Origin of the sequence: Gluconobacter japonicus (assembly GCF_015244665.1) — a bacterium.
In the GTDB taxonomy this organism is placed as follows: domain Bacteria; phylum Pseudomonadota; class Alphaproteobacteria; order Acetobacterales; family Acetobacteraceae; genus Gluconobacter; species Gluconobacter japonicus.
Window position 1 is genome coordinate 575,698 of sequence record NZ_JABCQN010000003.1, and the last position, 18,517, is coordinate 594,214.

An 18,517-nucleotide genomic window follows, 5' to 3' on the forward strand; every position below is an offset into this window, starting at 1 on the left:
TCTCATCATGAGACATACAGGCGTTTTTCATGCTCTATAAGATGTAACATTCATTCCGGATAGCAATGACGGGAGCATGGGAGCCACCATGAAGGCACGCTACAGTCTGTATCGGATAGTTATTCTCTCCGGAGTATTTCTTCTTCCCTTGCGTTCAATTTACGCTACAGAACTCCCGTCCGGGCTGACAGTGCAGGATATCGACGCGACTGTTGAACGCACACGTACGACCTTCAAGGTTCCCGGAATTGCCTTGGCTATTGTACAGAATGGAAAAATTGTTTTCAGCCGAGGCTATGGCCAAAGGGCAGAGGATCCCAAGAGTGCTTCTGTGGATGGCCGTACTCTGTTCGCCATCGGGTCTAACAGCAAAGAATTTACGGCCACCGCCCTTGCGCAGCTGGTAGATGCTGGCAAGCTGAAATGGGATGATCGCGTCATTGATCATTTGCCGGAATTCCGTGTCTCGGACCCATGGATTACGCGTGATTTTCGCGTCTCTGATCTTCTCACGCATCATAGCGGCATGGGACTTGGCGCTGGTGATCTGATGTTATTTTCTCATAGTACGTTTACACGCAAAGACGTTCTGGCGGGACTGGAACATATGCCTTTTACCGCCCCGTTCCGAAGTGAATACGCCTACAATAACCTATTATACGTTGTCGCGGGCGCTCTTGTTGAACATGTGACGAGCCAGAGTTGGGAAGACGCTGTTCAGACCCGGCTGATTGATGCTGCAGGCCTGTCTGCTTGTCAGACTACACCTCCTTATCGAGATGAAGCAGATATTGCTACAGGCCAAGGGGATCATTCCCCCCTACCCGCAAAGGCTGCACGTCAGTTGTCTGCTGTCGCACCTGCAGGCGGCATATGGTGCAGTGTAGATGGTATGGCGCGATGGGCTCAAATCTATCTTAATGGGGGTCAAACGCCAGAAGGTAAGCGTATCTTCAGCACGGAAAGCCGTGATGCTCTGTGGGCGCCTCATGCCCTCCTTCCCTTGCCAGACATGGCCGCTTTAACCGGAACGCATTTTCGTGCTTACGGCTATGGCTGGTTCATGGAAGATTTCTTTGGACATAAGCGCGTTTGGCACACTGGCACTATCGGCGGAATGGTCAGTTACGTCACGTTTCTTCCTGAACTGAAGAGTGCAATTGTAATCCTGACCAATCACGATGACCACAACGCTACATATGCTCTGGCCACAACACTCAGCGCCCGTATTGCAAGCGGACAGAGTGCTGATTGGATAAGCTACTGGAAACATCAGGAAGACGCTGCGAATACTGAAAGTGATGCTCTGGCAGCGTCAAGCGGTCCAGGCTCATCTGCTCGCCCATTTTTGACACTTACCACGCAACAGCAGCAGGACTATCTGGGCGACTACAAAGACGCTTGGCGCGGTCTGATCTTCGTTACGCAACATGGAAATGATTTACGGCTAACTTTCTCAAAAGCTGACGGTTTGAGCGGAACCCTTAGGTCGCTGCCTCATGATCTGTTTGTTGTTCGGTGGGACAATCGCGAACAGGATGGCGAAGATGACGCCTATGTTCAGTTTGAACGAAATGTAGAAGGCAAAGTGACGGGGATGACAATGAAGCTTCTCGGCTCAGACTTCAGTTTCGATGCACAGGATCTCCATCCCCACAAAATAAACTCTTCATCTCGCGAGACCACACAGTGAAACAGCATATTGCGGTGATTGGCGGCGGGGTCATTGGCCTTTCGACCGCTTTTGCACTGATCCGGGCAGGCCATAACGTCACGCTGATCGAACAAAACGAGGATGTCGGGCTGGGTGCGAGCTACGCTAATGGAGGCCAGCTCAGTTACCGCTATGTGAGTCCACTTGCAGATGCTGGAATCCCCCGTCAGGCACTGGGTTGGATCATGAAGTCCGGCTCTCCGGTTTCACTTCGTCTCCGTGTTGATCCGACCCAATGGCGCTGGATGCTATCGTTTCTTGCAGCCTGTAATCGGTCAACCAATCGTAAAAATGCAAAAATACTTTTACAGCTTGGACTTGAAGGCCAAACTGAAATGGCGACATGGCGCGCCGAAGGGTTAGAAGGATATTTCTGGCGGCAGGCGGGGAAGCTGGTTCTGTATCGTCAGAACAAGGTTTTCCAAAAGGCCGTCTCGGCTATTCAGAACCCTACTCTGGAACGGGCTTTCTCTCCCAAAGACTGTGCAAAAATTGAGCCGGCATTCGCCCATCTTGCCCCTGATCTGGCAGGAGGCATTTTTTCACCAGAAGACGAAGTGGCGGACAGTTACCTTTTCTGCAAAGCCCTGAAAACATCCCTTCTGAGCAATCCGCAGTTCCGTTACCTACCGGGCAAAGCTGCACTCAAGCCGGAAACAGACAAGCATTGCATGCTAACAGTGGATGATGTCGGTTATGCGGTGGACAGAATTGTCCTGGCGGCGGGTTTGAACTCACGAGAAATCGTTGCCCCCCTCGGAATACGCCTCCCTCTTTACGGCCTCAAAGGCTATAGCCTTACGCTTCGTCCCTCACCTGAAAAACTGCCCTCCATAAGCGTCACAGATTACGATAATCGCGTTGTTTATGCACGTCTTGGAGACACCCTGCGTGTTGCGGCAATGGTTGATATTGGCGCAGAGGACCGATCTCTCACCCCTACACGTCTGACCTCCCTGCGCCATCTTGTCAGGCGTACCCTGCCCGGACTTAATTCCAACAACCTTCCGGACTCTCCATGGGCGGGTCTTCGCCCAGCCACTCCAACCGGCGTGCCGATTATTGGGCATAGTCGCTACGAGAACCTGCTGTTCAATGTGGGGCATGGTGCTTTGGGTTTTACTCTCGCGGCCGGATCAGCTGCACGGATTACCAAACTCATTGATCAGGCTCATCCTGAGGGAATTCAGAAATGAGAGAACATGTCTTCCAAACATTCTGTGCTTTTTTCATTGCAACAAGTACGGCAACAGCCTTTGCTGCGTCATCCCCCACAACAGATGCACAACTGACTCAGGTTCTGGCTCATGGAGAAAATCGTTCTCTGGCAGCAATCGCAGCCTTACGTATTCATAGGGGAGCTGTATCCTATCAATATATCGGTGGATTTGCACGCAAGGATGGTCTCAAGAGTACGCCAGCCCGTTCCGATACTTTATTTCGGATTGCCTCTGTTTCGAAATTCGTTACCACCATTGGTATGATGCAACTGGTCGATAAAAGGAAAATCGACCTGGACGCCGATGCATCACGCTACCTTGGCTTCACACTGCGTAATCCCGACTTTCCGAACGTTGTCATTACGCCGCGTATGCTGTTGAGCCACACCGCCAGCATTGCAGACGCAGATGATTACGTCATGCCGGCACACCATACTGTCTCGGAATTTTTTGATCCCTCACGCCATAAAGGAATGGCAACATACCATTTTCTTCCTGGACGACAGCCTGGAACGTGGTTCAGCTACTGCAATCTGTGTTACGGCTTGATTGGCACCATAATCGAACGGGTCAGTGGCGAGCGCTTCGATCTTTACCAACAAAAATATATCTTGACGCCCCTTGGCATTGATGGGGGATACGATCCCGCGCTTCTTCCTCATCCCGAGAGGCTAGCCACGCTTTATCAACACACTGCCCGCGGATACGAAGCAACAAAAGACAAGATCGGGCGCTTTATCCCCGAGGCACCTGCTGATTACAAAATTGGTACAAATGCCACGATCTTTTCCCCTCAGGGAGGTCTTCGCATTTCACTTGATGGCCTATACCGTTTGGCACAATTCGTCTTCGGTGACGGCACAGTTGACGGTGTAAGTGTACTTTCTTCCAGGTCACTCCAGACCATGCTGAAACCCGCATGGACGTACGACGGACATAATGGAGAAGGCCCTTACCCCATCGCAAGCTATGGTCTGGCCACTATCCAACTCAGCGGCGCTACAGATCCTTCAGGCCATCCCACTAAGCCATGGAACGATTATCACGGTGGGATAGTAGGACATCTTGGGGATGCTTACAGCCTACGATCAGGCTTCTGGCTTAATCCAAAAACTCAGGATGGTTATCTGTTCATCGCAGACGGTTTTCCTGAAGACGGGCAAGAAAAACCGGGGAAAAACTCTTCATTTACTGCCGTGGAAGAAAATATTTTCAATGCGCTTTCTCTAGCACCTTAGATTAATTAATTTCGCATAACGTGCACTTATAATCTCATTGTGACAGCAAGATTCATTACCTTTCAGGCTATAAAAAAACGAGGGTTTCTGCCCTCGTTTTTTACTCTTTTCACAAAATATTAAGAACCTATACGTCCTGCGAGAGTAAACGATTGGCTCGCGCAAGCGCCATGATCGGGAAATACTGGCGATACATATCATAGCGCAACATAAACGCGCGGGAGAGCTCTGCGCCCTGCATCAGACGCTTTGACAACGCCGGGTCATCCAGCTTGATCGTCTGACCAACGCCGTAGCCCGGAAAGCCGGTGCCAGTGAACTCCTGCTCCGTCCAGCTTCCGTCTGCTTCCTGCCGATCAATCAGAAACCGGCATCCCTTGGCAATTGCCTCATAATCCTGAGGACGGCCCACAGCGATAAGCCCCATCAAGGCCCAGGCCGTTTGAGACGCCGTCGTACTTCCACGCCCTATGGATGAAATATCCATATAGGATGCACAGCTCTCTCCCCATCCACCATCATCCTGCTGACAGGAAATCAGCCAGTCGCAGGCCTTGGTAATATAGGGTTGCGTCATGTCCTCACCAATGGCCGCAAGAGCAGGTAGAACGGCTCCTGTTCCATACAGGTAATTTACACCCCATCGGCCAAACCACGGGCCTTGAGGGTCCTGCTCCAACCGAACATAGGCGAGTGCTTTTTGCACCACAGGGAGATCACGCGACAAGCCCAGAAGACCAAATGCTTCCAGAATATGGGCGGTGACATCAACAGACGGCGGATCAAGAGCCTCGCCAAAATCACAGAACGGAATTTTGGAGAGCAGGCTTTTGTTATTATCCTTGTCAAAAGCACCCCATCCGCCGCAAGAGCTTTGCATGGCGATCAGCCAGTTCACGGCCCGATCAATCGCCTCATCAACCCCCTTACGCTTCCACTCTTCCTTGTGACGACAGAATGACAGTGCAATCAGGGCGACAGCCGTATCATCGGTATCCGGGTACCTATCATTGGCATACTCAAAAGACCATCCGCCCGGTTCGACATCCGGAAGCTTGATGGACCAGTCTCCCTTGACGCGCACTTGTCGGTTCAGAAGCCAGTCCAACGCCTTGTCCATTTCCGGCGTAAAGCGCTCCTGTGCATTTGCGTCATGCAAGGCCATCAGAGCCAGCATGGTATCCCAGACAGGACTATTCGTTGCCTGAATCCAGGATGCTTCTCCCTTGTCATAACGCCATCCCGGATCATCGAGAGCCGCCAGAGCTTTGGCCAGCACAGGGTGATGAAACGGATAACCCTCTCCATGTAGCGCCATCAGGCCGTACACCCATGGTGGCTGGATACCGCCCCAGCCGCCATCTGCATCCTGATGTCGGATGATCCATTCCAGCATGTGACGAATTGCGGCTTCACGAACTGTATTACGCTTGAGAAATCTGGACTGAAGCCAGTGCAACCCTTTGTCAGTCGTCCTAAAAAAGCTTGACCACAGATCCACCCGGTCTTTTTTGGGAAGAGTGTAATCAAACTTTTCGCGTCCCTCGGGAAACAACGCATCCAGACGGTCTTGTGGACGCAAAGGACGACTGGGTCGACGTGCAGACAGAATGGCAAGCGGGGCCAGAGTTGCGCGTGCCCATTGAGCAAAATTATAAATTGAAAAAACGAAATTATTCGGAAACCAGATGACTTCAGGCGGAAGATTGGGTGTTTTGTCCCATGGCCATTCGCCAATCAGAGCCAACCAGTAACGCGTGAAAACGCGGATATTTTTCAAACCGCCTTTCTCGGCAATCCACGTACTGGCCTTGAGAAGCACAGGGTTGTTCGCGGAATAGCCAAGAGAACGCAAAGCAGCATAAGCCTCTACCGTTGCATTGATGTCACCACTTCGCGCATCAAGATAAACCCCCCAGGACCCATCATCCCGCTGCATTTCCAGAAGCGCATTCCCCAGTCGTGGACGAAGCGGATGATCTTCCAGACCAAGAAACCAGAGAGCGAGGCACCACTCTGCCTCCATGGATGCGTTGGATTCAACTGGCCCAACCCAATGACCATCTCCCTTTTGCTGCCCAATCAACCAGTCACAGGCACAAGACACCGTATGAGCCAGGCTGTTACTCATTCCTTTGAGTATTGGTGCACTCATTCTCCAAACACCCACGCAGTATATAAAATCATGCTTCGGAAAGCTTATTATCAGTCTTACCTGACAGCGTCAGCCTCTGATATTCTCAGAAGCGACAATTCATTTCAGACTATACCAGTCCAGAAATCAGAAGATTTACAAACGTCATGTGGCTGATGCATGAGCCTTCATTGGATTTCTGCAACCCTGTCGGTCCGGAACGTGTGGCTTCCTCGCCGCACTGGTGACAAGGATAAAACATCGCCCCAATCCTACTTGCAAATGACTCTCAATACCGATAGGAGCCGTGACCCATACGCAAGCAGGAGCGAGTAAAGATGTCGGGTATGCATCGTAACAGGGCCGTTTATGTGATTCCCCTGTCCCTGCTCATGGGCAGTAAAGCCTTCGCAGCAGATCAGATCGTAAAGTCTGAACCAGCAGGTGACATGAAAGACTCTGCCCGGATCCGACCGGTCTCTTCCTCTGCAACGCAGGCAACAGCGGTTGAGAGCCTGCGTGTGCAAGGGCGCAAACCTTCCACGGTGGCATCTTCTGCGACCAAAACGGACACTCCCCTCGTCGAAACAGCACAATCCGTTACAGTCATCACCCGTAGCGAGATGGACATCCGAGGCGTTCTGAACCTCAATCAGGCCGTGCGATACGCCGCTGGTATCACACCTGACCTGCGAGGCGGCGAAGGCACGCGATATGATCAATTCCTGCTGCGTGGCTTCATGGTTCCAACGTTCCTTGACGGACTGAAACTTCAGGACAGCCCTACAGGTTACGCCAGCGCCCAGACTGACACTTCAAGACTAGAGAGAATTGAGATCCTCAAAGGTCCTGCATCTGCAATTTATGGCCAATCAAGCCCAGGTGGTCTGACGGCCCTCTCCAGCAAACTTCCGACGGACCAGAGATTCTACGGGGGTGTCAATGCAACTGGCGGCATGTTTGACCTGTATCGCGTAGATGCAGATGTCGGTGGTTTTGCGACGGATAACGGATTTGTCCGATACCGTATCAACGGGACGGTCAACGGTCAGCACACACAGCTTGCCAGAACAGGAAGCCGCCGTTTCAGCATCAGTCCGTCCTTTACGCTTGGTGGTGACGGCCCGACGACACTCACCATCCTTGGTAACTATCAATACGATCCCGAAAATGGATCATATGGCGGCGTGCCGCTGGTTGGCTCTCTCAAGCGCGCATCTTTTGGCTATCTGCCGCGCAATTTCTATGATGGTGATGCCAACTACGAGAAGTTCAACCGCAAGCATGGTTCTATAACGTATATCTTCAATCATCGCTTTAACAAGGACTGGTCGTTCACGTCACGCGGCCGCTACGACGATATTAAAACACAATACCGCAGCGTCTATAACAGCGGTTACTATACAGACGAAGCAAATGGCATCCTTGCCCGGTCTGCTTTCGGGACAAATGAACATACGCATAATCTGGCCTTCGACAGCCAGTTCAAAGGGCGCGTCCACACAGGGCCTCTCACTCACTCACTGATGTTTGGCTTTGACTATATGCAGCAGACCGCCTCGGAACAGGGCTTCTATGGTTCTGCACCAGATCTGAATGTTTTCCACCCAGACTCCTACATGGCCATCCCTGCTGCGGCCCCTTACATCAGCTACAACACAACATCTCATCAGATCGGAGCCTACGGTCAGGACGAAATTCGCTGGAAGCACCTGATCCTCACGGGCAGCATTCGGAACGATTGGTACCGGTCTCACCAGGTTGAACATATTTACGGATCAGACACCCGCCAAAGCCCGAGCCAGATCACTTGGCGTGCTTCAGGTCTCTACCATTTCAACTTCGGCTTGGCGCCGTATATCAGCTACTCGACATCATTCCAGCCACAGTCTGGCCTGGTTTCCAGCAATGGAGGAGCAACACTTCGTCAGGCCAATCCATCACTTGGCAAGCAGCTTGAAGGCGGTGTGAAGTATCAGGTTCCGGGAACGTCCATCCTGCTGAGTGCGGCTGGTTTCCACATTGAGCAAACAAACGTCCTCGTGGCTGTGGCCAACACATCATATAGCCTCGAAAGTGGCAAAGTTCATTCGGACGGGTTTGAGTTTGAAGCTCACGCAGAGCCTTTCAAAAACCTGATGCTCACTGCAGCCGTCAGCTTCCAGAAGGTCAAGGATGATTCCACTGGCAAGCCACTCATCCAGTCTGGTCGTGGTAATGCCTCCCTCTTTGCGTTTTATACCCTGCCGTCCGGCCCGCTGAAAGGCTTCGGTTTCGGTGGCGGCATGCGTTACACAAACAAGTCTTACGGTGGCGAAGCGAACTATGGCAGCGTCTGGGTTCCACAGTATGCCGTTTTCGATGCCTCTATCCGCTATGACCTCTCAAAGATGTCGCACTCTCTCCGTGGCTGGAACGCTTCAGCGAGCGTCCGCAACCTGTTCGACAAGAACTTCGTTGCCAACTGCCTGAGCTATGCCTCTTATGGTCAGGAATTCTGCTATTATGGAGAGCGTAGAAACGCTCAGGCGACCATTGGCTATAGCTGGTAAATCATCGCCTCTGAAGCGCCGGGATCTGACCTGCCGAATTTTGGCAGCCGTTCCCGGCGGTTATGCACTCTCGGCTTTCGCCGGGATCTGCATTGCCCTTTGGCTACCAGGCTTGCGGGTCGAGCGCGCCATGATGGGGATGCTGGTTGGCCTGTTGATCTGGCCTGTCACTTTCATGATGAGCTTCGCTATTTCTGACGGACGCAAAGTCTTTGGAGGCACCATGGTTGCCCTCCTTGCTCTGATAGGTCTGGCAGTACTTAAAGGATGGCGCCCATGAAGGGAACATTCCGTGCGTCAATGGCATGGCTGCATACAGGTCTTGGCCTGATCACAGGTTGGGTTCTGTTCGCAATCGCACTATCAGGAACCCTCAGCGTCTTCAGGGAAAGCATCAGTACCTGGATGCGGCCGGAACTTCCTACTGCCCCCGTGCAAACCATTGATGCCACAGCCCATGCAGTAGCCTGGCTTACAGATCATGCCCCCAAATCGCCGGCCTGGTATCTTGCCGTCCCCACCCATCGTGCGCCTTACGTCTTTGGAACCTGGGAAAAGCCAAGTGGAAGCTACATCCAGAAAGCTCTAAACCCTCTCACTGGCAGCCCGGACGGTATCCGCGATACGCGGGGAGGCGAATTCTTCTATCGCTTCCATTTCGAGCTTCAGCTACCCTACCCTTACGGCCGTCTGATTGCTGCTGTTGCTGCTCTCGCTTTGGTCGTGGCTCTGGTCACTGGCCTGATCATTCATCGGCGGATCTTCGCAGATTTTTTCACCTTTCGTCCAAACAAGGGGCAGAGAAGCTGGTTGGATGCCCATAACCTTATGGGTGTTATCGCTTTTCCTTTCCACCTGATGATTTCCTTCACAGGAGCCGTCACTCTTGTCACGATGTTACTGCCATGGGGACCGCAAGCTGTTTACAAGCAGGACATCATGGCAGGCTATACGGACCTCAACCCAGCCATTGAGACCCGTCCGGCCAGCGGAAAACCCGGTCATCTGACGTCTGTTCTCCCCGTGCTGCGAGAGGCTGAAAAACGCTTCAAAGGAGCTGGAATCTCACAGGTCTATATTTACAACCCCTCAGACGCGGCTTCCCTGATCACAGTTATGGCCGGGAATAACGGTACCATCAGTACCCTTTCTCGCAGCCTTACGTTCGATGGGACGACAGGACTTCTCATGAGAGAGCACGTCGAGACGCGTCCAGCCGTTCGCACCTACACGTTTCTGTATGGGCTACACATTGCACGCTTCACACCCGACGTAACACGATGGCTCTATTTCCTTTCCGGCCTGATGCTGACCGCCGTCATCGGGAGCGGAATGCGTCTGTGGACTGTCAAACGCCTTCGCCTGCCTCATCATCTTGGGCATGTTCTGACAGATCGTCTGAACGTTGGCGTGCTGGCTGGCGCGCCTCTCGCCTTCGCATCCTACTTTTTGGCCAACAGGCTATTGCCCCCGATGTCTGCGCATCGTGCAGATCATGAAGTGCAATGCGTTTTCATTGTCTGGGGGTTGGCACTGTTGTTTGCTCTCGTGCGCCCTGCCAGACGCACATGGCCCGAGATGCTAACAACCTGTGCATTTGCCTGCTTTGCCATTGCTGCGGTGAGCAGCCCATGGACCAATCCTGTCACCCAAAGCACGGCTCTTGTGAGCCTGTTCTTCTCTAGTGCTTTTGGGTACGCCGCCTTCCGTGCGCTCAACGGAAAAGCAAAGCAAACATGACAGGACCGTCTTTCCTGTGCGGGCAATTCGCAATGCTGCTCCTCGCTGCTGGATCAGCTCGTGGCAGTGGTATTTTCTTCCGAAAATCTCCTCCCGCCTCTTATCGGCTTGGACTGCAAATCTCTGGCTTTGCACTTCTGGGGCTCAGCCTGCTTCTGAAATTCTATAACAACGATTTTCCGATCGTTGCCATGACAACCTGGATAGGGCTGCTCAGCCTTGAGGTGCTGCTCGCGGCATTGATCTGCACAGCTTTAAATGCCCGCAAGCGGTCATCGCGGTAGTTTCATTTCCTGAGATCCCGCAAAACCGCCCCTGAACGTTCGAGCGCAAGCGATGTCTTGGGCGTTCCAATCCGCTGTGCCTGATAAATCCCACTGTGGCCAGACGCCAGATAGGCAATGAAGCATCCCGCAGCATAGTAAACGACATCCGTTGCCCCGAAGAGTTCAACGGCCATGAACGTACAGGCCAGAGGCGTATTCGCCGCCCCTGCAAAGACCGCTACAAACCCCACACCAGCCAGCAGATCTGCTGGCACACCAAGTACCGGCGACAACGCATTTCCCAGCCCGGCACCAATGAAGAAAAGTGGCGTAACTTCCCCACCCTTAAATCCGGACGCAAGCGCTACCAGCGTGAAGACCAGCTTCCAGAACCAGTTCCAGGGATAATACCCGTGGCCGAAAAAATTCATGATGCTGGCGCCGTCAATGTCAGGAGACATCACGCCAAGACCGAGATAGTCCCGCGTTCCCAATAGACCGACCAGCAAAATCGTCAGAACTCCACCCAGTGCGGGGCGCAACCATGCCTGCGGGCAGAGTTTCTGAAAAATACCTGCCAGTCGATGAACGCCCAAAGCAAAAGCCCGACTGGCAAGACCAAAGCACACGGCGGCAAAACTGACTTTTGCAAGAAGCAGCGCATCGACATGGAACATCGTGCCATCGGCAGACGGAATACCCCGAAAACCAACATGATATGCTGCATGGTGAATACCCCAGGCATGGCAGGTCCAGTCCGCAACAATGGAGGCCACGGCAACTGGAAGAAGCGCTGCATAGTCCAGCCTCCCCAGCGTCAGAACTTCCAAGCCGAAAATGGCACCCGCGACCGGCGTTCCAAATACGGCCCCAAAGCCTGCAGCAATCCCCGCCATCAGAAAGAGGCGCATTGCGCGGTCATTGAGGCGAAACAGCCGCCCGATTGCCGCAGCAAAGCTGCCACCAATCTGAACAGCCGTTCCTTCGCGACCAACCGAAGCGCCGAAGAGGTGGCTGATGACCGTCCCAAACAGGACAAGAGGCGCCATACAGAACGGTACCCCCCCGCCCGGCTTGTGAATTTCATCGATAATCAGATTATTACCCGCCGCAGCTCTGCCGCCGTAACGCTGATAGAGAAGCGCTACCCCGACACCCGCTACGGGAAGCCCTATGAGCAAAGACGGATGCAGAAACCGTAACTGCGTCGCCTGATCGAGCAGCCAAAGAAACAGCGCACAGACGGAGCCGACACTAACGCCCAACAGCGCCAGGATCAGTCCCCAATGCAACGCGATCTGAAGAAGTCGTGGGAAATTCTGAAGTGTGCGCATTGGATACATCTCTCCTGTCATGCTTCCGGGGAAGCGGGTTTGACAGGAATCATCAGCATCTCGCCGTGGAGAGCGGTTCGACCATAATGGTCAGGCAGAATCCATTGCCGTTACGAAGATGCTAGCGATCACGCCCTACGATGTCACCCCTATCATCTGAAAATGGCTTTCCCTGAAAATAGGGAAAGCCATTTTTTAACCTAATATCAGAACCCGACGGAAATATTCCCCGTTACGCTGAAGCGTGGATACAGATAGTAGGTGGGCGTCCCACTGGAACTGATGGTGCTGCCATAAATGCCCTTGGCAGCCTTGGCGTTGGAGACAAGACTGTAGACACCAGTTCGCACAAAATCACCTCCAAGATTGCTGAAGTTCAGCTGGAACTTCGGCGCCTTGAAACGGCCGAACGAATTGAAGCGATAACCGAGCGACAGATTATCGGTGATATAACCCGGAATCTTCTCGTCATTCATGAATGTTGCATACTGGGACGAGACATAGCTGACGCTGCCATTGGCAAAGAAATGCCCATCGTCATAGGTCAGACCCGCGCTGGCATGAACATGCGGAGACTGAACGGCCTTCTTACCCTTCGTCGGCAACAGGTCGCTGACTGTCTGGCCATTCAGCATCCCCGTCGTCAGGATATTGGAATCCATTGTCGCGTTCAGATACTCAACAGAGACATACGGGCTGAAATGATGCCACGGATGAGCCGAGATCATGAAATCCACCCCCCGCGCGGTCTGATTACCCGCATTAATCGTAGAACTGATCGCCTGATTATTGATGTAAACGCTCGTAGAAAGCAGACGATTGGTGATGGAATAGTTGAACAGCTCCAGATCGGTCATGAAGTAATCATTGTCGAAGCGCCAGCCGAGTTCTTCCTTGATGGAATATTGAGGCTTCGGATTGTACGGATTTCCAACATAGCCGCCCGTCTGCGCATCATAAACCTGACCAAGCGATCCCGGATCAGGCATACGGAAGTCACCCTCAGCATTCACATAAATCATGTTGTGCTGATCAATGCGATAGCTGATCCCCACCTGCGGCAGCGGGACGACCTGGTTCTGTTCCGTTCGAGGTGTTGATGAAGCCCCGTTGACCGTCCAGCGATTAATCATGGCAACCTTGATACCACCGTTCAATGTCAGGCGGTCATTCAGCAGCTTTGCTGTATTCTGGAAGAACAGCGAGTGAATTTTCCAGCCCGCATCTCCCTGATAAGGCATGTAACGCTCACCATTGACGTACACCCCTTTGGAACTGTTGTACGGGAAATACTGTCTGCCGTTGCTTTGCAGCACGGAATACATGTTATTGACCTGATTGTCCTGATAATCGAACCAGTATCCCAGTTCCATATGATCCCAACTGACAGGATCATAATTCAGCTTGGCAACAGTCCCGGCATGCGGACGATACACGCTGTAGTAGGATGCGGTCGGGACACTCCCAGCAATCCCGCTTCCACCCTGCCCGATCGTCGCGTTACGGCCAGAGCCGTTAAACAGGCTACCGTTGTAAGTATAGCCACCGTTATAAACGTAATATGGTTTAAAATCGAAAGAGAATTTTGCTGGCAGATGCAGATGTACAGGCAGCGTCACGAAGACCTGATCCCACATATTACCATTCAGCATCCCATACTTTGAAGGATTGGATGGGTCATAAGATGAAGAATAATTATACGTCCCCAGCCCATCTTTCTTGTTATAGAACTGCTTCGCCGTAGGCTTGAGTGGTTCCATTGTGAACTGATGGTTCCACGATACGAACAGATTTACAGACGAACCGTCCTCGAAGTCCTTGGCAGCACCGAAATCCAGATGACGGCGCTCGTTAGTGCCGGGGCCATTCCAGTTGCGAGAATGGGTATGGGAAAATGATGCAAACGTACGGATACCGGAATTGCCGATGTCACCGCTCTCAACACGAATGAACTCACGAGACAGGTTGTTGGTCCCGTATGAGAAGTCCATCAGACCGCCAAACTTGTGAGACGGAGTCATGGTCTGAGAGTCCATGATGCCAGCAGCTGCAGACGTCACAGGCAGATCAATGGCAGATGACCCCGGTGTGACCGAAATCATGTTGACGTTCTCTGTATCGACGTTCTGATTCAGGTAATATGCCGTGGCAACCGGCACACCATTCAGAAGAATGCCCATATCTGAGTCAGTTAAACTGCGACTGTTGATCTTGCCACCCAAAATACCAGAACTATCAACAGTCGAAACCGTGACACTCGGCAGGTTTTTGATCATGTCGAGCGCCGTACTAGCCGGACTCTGCATCTCAATATACTGCTTCGTAACCGTCTGAACGGAATGAGGCGCGATTTCCCGGCGCATCATTCCACCACCACCATTCAGGGCCTGACGCGACACACGAACGGAAATGGCTTCCGCATCCTGCGCATTAACGGAAGTACGCGGATGCATGATCTTCACCGGCACCCGACCATGTGCCTTCCCCTGCGAACCACCCGTTGCAGCAGGATGGTTGCTATGAGACTGCGCAGCAGCATGGCTGCTTCCATCACAAAACACTCCAGCCAGCATGGTAGCTGTTAGCAATGTAAGGCGTCTGGCACCAATTTTCATCTTCATCCGTCCCCAGATATGTCGTCTGTTGCGCAGAAAATATTTATAACGGCGCCCATGGCAAGTCAGACAAAGAAAATATATGACATTCATTCTGAATCATTTCATTCATAATCTTTTAATGTGACTTTTTTGTCGCAATATATTATTTTATATATTGTAATATATTTAATTATTTCCAAAATAAATCTATAAGTATTTTTGTATGATTTGAAATATTTTCATACCTATAAAATGCATCGTACTGTTGCATATAAGAGAACACTCAATTTTTAAGACTATCCCACTGGCGATTTTTTTCAGATATCCTTCTTGTTATGCGTGCGGAACAACGAAAGAAAATCACGAAAATCGCCCGATTTGTGTAACAAATTATGCCATACTTTTGTGCCTTCTTTCCTCTGAGAAGGAGTTTTTAGATTTCAAATGCCTAACAAGTGGCTGGCTTGGCGTCGCCAAGGGCGGATAACTCTTGGCCACCCAAAAGTTATCCGTGCTAAAAACGTAAAGGGCCATTTATACACGCTCGTCATAGAACAAATATTGCGAAGCTTGTCTAAAGCGTTCATACCCCATATCCGACCTCCCTGTGCGTAAGGCGAGGATAGACATAGAAGCACCCGTCCTTCTGCTTCAGTGGTCAACAGAACATGTTTTCTTTCAGTCATGCTCTTGCTGACGGCTCCTGTCGGGAATGCTTCACGACAAAATGGGAGATCACATATGATCCGCGAAACCGGCGCTACCCTTTTTCTTGAAAAACAAAATATTCCATTTAGTCTGCACCACTACGAATATAACCCAAACGGCGGCTTGATCGGAATGCAGGCTGCAGACGCAATTGGTGCTGATCCAGCGAGCGTTCTGAAAACTTTGGTTGTTGAAATTGACAAAAAACAACCCGCTTGCGTGGTGGCACCCTCACACCAAAAGTTAAATCTCAAGAAGGTTGCAGCACTTTTCGGTGGGCGAAACGCTCGCATGATGCCTCCTGAAAAAGCTCATGAACTGACAGGATACCAATCTGGCGGAACCAGTCCCTTCGGGCAACTCACGCCCATTCCCGTTGTTTTGTCGCAGGATGCGATGAATCAGGCATATGTTTATATCAATGCGGGTCATCAAGGCTTCGTTGTACGCATCTCCCCACAAGACGCCCAGCGCATTACAGACGCCAGAGTTGCCGATGTCGCGGCTGACTGACCAACAGAGCGAGTTCATTCGGGAAGCGTTGCCCTCGGACGCAAACACAGCGACATCAAAGCTCTCTCCGTGCCGTTCTCTGTCCAAGGAACAGAGCACTCTTGTCCAGGAAGTCCTGACATTCTGTTCTGAACACTTGCACGACCGAAGTGCACTTCTCGTCATCGAAGGCGCGGCGGGCACCGGCAAGAGCGTTGTGCTAAATGCTATTTTTAATATCATTCAGACACGAGCGCGTTCCAAAAATTCCGCCGATCCACTCAATGGTACGCGCAATGCGCTTCTGGTTAACCATCCCGAAATGCTGAAACTCTACCGCAATATCGCGGCAGACATGCCAGCATTTAAAAAAGCGGACTTCGAACGTCCGACAACATTTATCAATCGCCATCATAAAGCTGAGACCAAAGCAGATATCGTGCTGGTCGACGAGGCCCACCTGCTTCTTACCCGGCCAGATCGCTACAACCATTTCAAACAACAGAATCATCTGGAAGAAATCCTGGATCTGGCTCGGGTGGTTATTATCGTTTTTGATCCGTCCCAGGTTCTAAAATTCAAAAGTCATTGGTCCAGCCCCCTACTGGATCAGTTCTGCCAAGGTCGTTTGACCCGAACCCTGCATCTGACTACTCAATTCCGGATTGAAGCTGGACCTGAAATCAGACTTTGGCTTGATGCGCTGGCAAAGGGCCACCTCTTGCCCCGCCCCCGGAATCAGAAGTTTGACCTGCGCGTCTATGACGATTGCGCAAAGCTTTATGAAGATCTGCAGGATCGCAACCGGGAAGTCGGTCTCTGCCGACTGCTATCGACCTACGACTATCCCTACTGCTTAGACGGCAAAGACCATTTCATTGAAGAAGGAGATTTCCGCCTGCGCTGGGACCGCTCCAAGCCAGAAGAGAAACTGCCTTGGGCAGAGCGCCCGGACACCATTGATGAAGTCGGCTCCGTTTATACCATTCAAGGCTTCGACCTGAATTACGCTGGCGTTATTCTGGGGCCTTCCCTGTCCTACGATGCCACAACCGACAGAATTCGTGTTGATCCTTCGCGTTATGAGGATAGTGCCGCATTTCAGGGACGCGAGGGCATAGCGGCTCTTGATAAAGCGAAACAACATATCATTCTGAATGCTTTGAATGTTCTCCTGACACGCGGGATGAAAGGGCTGTATCTCTACGCGCATGATCCTGCTCTCCGGAAGCGACTTTTAGACAATTGAAGCTTCCTGACAGAACAGTTCGCCACCATTTGCGTTCAGTCCTGACTACCCAATAAAGTTTAACGCTCAAGAATGATTGACTTGCTATTTTTCTGTGCCTCGCTCAAATCATGTAAGGAGATCTCGTTATGATGTTCAAGTCCCCAGTTGCTCTTGCCGCATTTTTTAGTGCGTCCTTTATTTATTACAGCGCGTATGCGGCAGACACTATTGATAAAGGCTCTATCTCGTCAGGTAATATCGAGATCATTGGGCGTTTTCAGGAGGCCCAACCCTCTGGAATTGCCGCATTACCAGATGGCCGCCTGGTCCTCGGTTTCCCTCGCAGCGTCAAAGATCATTCCGGACCACGTCTGGCCACCTATGCAAACGGACATTTGACCCCTTTCCCAGATGCGGCAACCCAGGATCGCTTTGTTTCCCCCCTGGGCATGACTTTAGACGCGAAAGGCCATCTCTGGGTTCTGGATGAGGGAATGTTGGCTGGACAGGGAACGGTTCCTGGAGCACAGAAATTGTTCGAGATCGACCCGGGCACTAACACCATCTTGAACGTCCTCTCACTTTCTGCGCCAACCCTACTACCAGACAGCCACGTCAACGACGTACGGATTGATCTGACCCACGGTAAAGCAGGTACAGCCTTCATTACCGATACCTCTACCGGCGTTCACCCCGCCTTGATTGTTGTGGATCTGGCCTCTGGCAGACAGCGTCGCATTCTGGCCGATACGAAACCTGTGATGCCGGAAACGGGCTTCGTCGCAGTTATGGATGGTCGTGCTGCGCGTTATGATGCCAATCATGCCCAGATGCCCCAAGGTGGAGCAAATGGGATCGGTATCAGCCCGGACCAACAGACACTTTACTGGCAACCACAAACCAGCCGTAGACTTTATTCAGCCCCAACTTCCATTCTCTCGGACCGTACCGCCACAGAGAAGCGAATAGAGGCTTCCGTCCATGATGAAGGAGAAACAGGCATGGGCGATGGTATGGCAACGGGACCAGACGGCTCGCTTTACATCACTGACGACGAACGTCACGCCATTTTAAGACATGCCCCGGATGGAACACTCTCCGTAATCGCACATGATCCCCGCATGATCGAGCCTGATGGTCTGACTTACGGAAAGGATGGCCTGTACTCAACAATCGGCCAGTGGGCACGACTGCCAGATTTCCACAATGGGAAAGATATGCAGGAATTACCATACATCGTAGTTAAAATCACACTTCCACAATAATTATATGAAATAAAATAATAAACCCA

13 protein-coding genes and 1 riboswitch are annotated in these 18,517 nt (G+C 51.8%); of the genes, 10 read left to right on the forward strand and 3 right to left on the reverse strand.

What is annotated here, in order from left to right; genetic code table 11:
• Positions 1-88: 88 nt before the first annotated feature.
• The 3 genes from HKD32_RS09070 to HKD32_RS09080 are packed head-to-tail and all read left to right on the forward strand — an operon-like array spanning position 89 to position 4,172.
• On the forward strand, positions 89-1,693 hold the full coding sequence (locus tag HKD32_RS09070) for a serine hydrolase (RefSeq protein WP_194257877.1): 1,605 nt from the start codon (positions 89-91) through the stop codon (positions 1,691-1,693).
• Positions 1,690-2,910, forward strand: a complete 1,221-nt coding sequence (locus HKD32_RS09075) for an FAD-dependent oxidoreductase (RefSeq protein WP_061930028.1) — start codon at positions 1,690-1,692, stop codon at positions 2,908-2,910. Before HKD32_RS09070 ends, HKD32_RS09075 begins: the two co-directional genes overlap by 4 nt.
• Entirely contained in the window at positions 2,907-4,172 is a 1,266-nt protein-coding gene (locus HKD32_RS09080; protein ID WP_061930025.1) for a serine hydrolase domain-containing protein, read from the forward strand. Before HKD32_RS09075 ends, HKD32_RS09080 begins: the two co-directional genes overlap by 4 nt.
• A gap of 127 nt (positions 4,173-4,299) precedes the next feature.
• Here HKD32_RS09080 and shc read toward each other — a convergent pair whose 3' ends face one another.
• Complete coding sequence (shc, locus tag HKD32_RS09085; RefSeq protein WP_061930022.1) at positions 4,300-6,327, reverse strand: squalene--hopene cyclase; 2,028 nt, start codon at positions 6,325-6,327, stop codon at positions 4,300-4,302.
• A gap of 317 nt (positions 6,328-6,644) precedes the next feature.
• On the opposite strand from shc, the gene HKD32_RS09090 reads away from it, so the two are divergent.
• From HKD32_RS09090 to HKD32_RS09105, 4 genes are read left to right on the forward strand one after another with little or no spacing between them, the layout of a single operon-like run.
• Positions 6,645-8,858, forward strand: a complete 2,214-nt coding sequence (locus HKD32_RS09090; RefSeq protein ID WP_382385026.1) for a TonB-dependent siderophore receptor — start codon at positions 6,645-6,647, stop codon at positions 8,856-8,858.
• On the forward strand, positions 8,812-9,138 hold the full coding sequence (locus HKD32_RS09095) for a hypothetical protein (protein ID WP_228118881.1): 327 nt from the start codon (positions 8,812-8,814) through the stop codon (positions 9,136-9,138). The genes HKD32_RS09090 and HKD32_RS09095 overlap by 47 nt, the downstream gene beginning before the upstream one ends.
• On the forward strand, positions 9,135-10,598 hold the full coding sequence (locus HKD32_RS09100) for a PepSY-associated TM helix domain-containing protein (RefSeq protein ID WP_194257878.1): 1,464 nt from the start codon (positions 9,135-9,137) through the stop codon (positions 10,596-10,598). The genes HKD32_RS09095 and HKD32_RS09100 overlap by 4 nt, the downstream gene beginning before the upstream one ends.
• Positions 10,595-10,882, forward strand: coding sequence for a DUF3325 family protein (locus HKD32_RS09105; RefSeq protein ID WP_156471977.1), 288 nt, complete (start codon positions 10,595-10,597; stop codon positions 10,880-10,882). Before HKD32_RS09100 ends, HKD32_RS09105 begins: the two co-directional genes overlap by 4 nt.
• A 2-nt stretch (positions 10,883-10,884) precedes the next feature.
• On the opposite strand, the gene HKD32_RS09110 is transcribed toward HKD32_RS09105, so the two are convergent.
• Positions 10,885-12,219, reverse strand: coding sequence for a voltage-gated chloride channel family protein (locus tag HKD32_RS09110; protein WP_061930010.1), 1,335 nt, complete (start codon positions 12,217-12,219; stop codon positions 10,885-10,887).
• A 15-nt stretch (positions 12,220-12,234) separates the two neighbouring features.
• A riboswitch (Fluoride riboswitch) is annotated at positions 12,235-12,316 on the reverse strand.
• Positions 12,317-12,404: 88 nt separating this feature from the next.
• The gene (locus tag HKD32_RS09115; RefSeq protein ID WP_228118883.1) at positions 12,405-14,819 is read right to left on the reverse strand and encodes a TonB-dependent receptor; all 2,415 of its coding nucleotides are present in this window, start codon (positions 14,817-14,819) and stop codon (positions 12,405-12,407) included.
• 717 nt (positions 14,820-15,536) lie between these two features.
• Here HKD32_RS09115 and ybaK point away from each other — a divergent pair.
• The 3 genes from ybaK (at position 15,537) to HKD32_RS09130 (ending at position 18,491) form a co-directional block, all read left to right on the forward strand.
• The gene (gene ybaK / locus HKD32_RS09120) at positions 15,537-16,016 is read left to right on the forward strand and encodes a Cys-tRNA(Pro) deacylase (RefSeq protein WP_062024614.1); all 480 of its coding nucleotides are present in this window, start codon (positions 15,537-15,539) and stop codon (positions 16,014-16,016) included.
• Complete coding sequence (locus HKD32_RS09125) at positions 16,000-17,244, forward strand: DUF2075 domain-containing protein (RefSeq protein ID WP_228118884.1); 1,245 nt, start codon at positions 16,000-16,002, stop codon at positions 17,242-17,244. The genes ybaK and HKD32_RS09125 overlap by 17 nt, the downstream gene beginning before the upstream one ends.
• Positions 17,245-17,372: 128 nt before the next feature.
• Positions 17,373-18,491, forward strand: coding sequence for an SMP-30/gluconolactonase/LRE family protein (locus tag HKD32_RS09130; RefSeq protein ID WP_194257879.1), 1,119 nt, complete (start codon positions 17,373-17,375; stop codon positions 18,489-18,491).
• The last annotated feature ends 26 nt before the right edge of the window (positions 18,492-18,517 follow it).

Bases quoted from the DNA above. Each gene is read 5' to 3' on its own strand.
- HKD32_RS09130 (WP_194257879.1), top strand. From the start codon at position 17,373: ATGATGTTCAAGTCCCCAGTTGCTCTTGCCGCATTTTTTAGTGCGTCC.
- HKD32_RS09125 (WP_228118884.1), top strand. From the start codon at position 16,000: ATGTCGCGGCTGACTGACCAACAGAGCGAGTTCATTCGGGAAGCGTTG.
- ybaK (WP_062024614.1), top strand. From the start codon at position 15,537: ATGATCCGCGAAACCGGCGCTACCCTTTTTCTTGAAAAACAAAATATT.
- HKD32_RS09110 (WP_061930010.1), bottom strand. From the start codon at position 12,219: ATGACAGGAGAGATGTATCCAATGCGCACACTTCAGAATTTCCCACGA.
- HKD32_RS09090 (WP_382385026.1), top strand. From the start codon at position 6,645: ATGTCGGGTATGCATCGTAACAGGGCCGTTTATGTGATTCCCCTGTCC.
- HKD32_RS09095 (WP_228118881.1), top strand. From the start codon at position 8,812: ATGGAGAGCGTAGAAACGCTCAGGCGACCATTGGCTATAGCTGGTAAA.
- HKD32_RS09100 (WP_194257878.1), top strand. From the start codon at position 9,135: ATGAAGGGAACATTCCGTGCGTCAATGGCATGGCTGCATACAGGTCTT.
- HKD32_RS09080 (WP_061930025.1), top strand. From the start codon at position 2,907: ATGAGAGAACATGTCTTCCAAACATTCTGTGCTTTTTTCATTGCAACA.
- HKD32_RS09105 (WP_156471977.1), top strand. From the start codon at position 10,595: ATGACAGGACCGTCTTTCCTGTGCGGGCAATTCGCAATGCTGCTCCTC.
- HKD32_RS09115 (WP_228118883.1), bottom strand. From the start codon at position 14,819: ATGAAGATGAAAATTGGTGCCAGACGCCTTACATTGCTAACAGCTACC.
- shc (WP_061930022.1), bottom strand. From the start codon at position 6,327: ATGAGTGCACCAATACTCAAAGGAATGAGTAACAGCCTGGCTCATACG.
- HKD32_RS09070 (WP_194257877.1), top strand. From the start codon at position 89: ATGAAGGCACGCTACAGTCTGTATCGGATAGTTATTCTCTCCGGAGTA.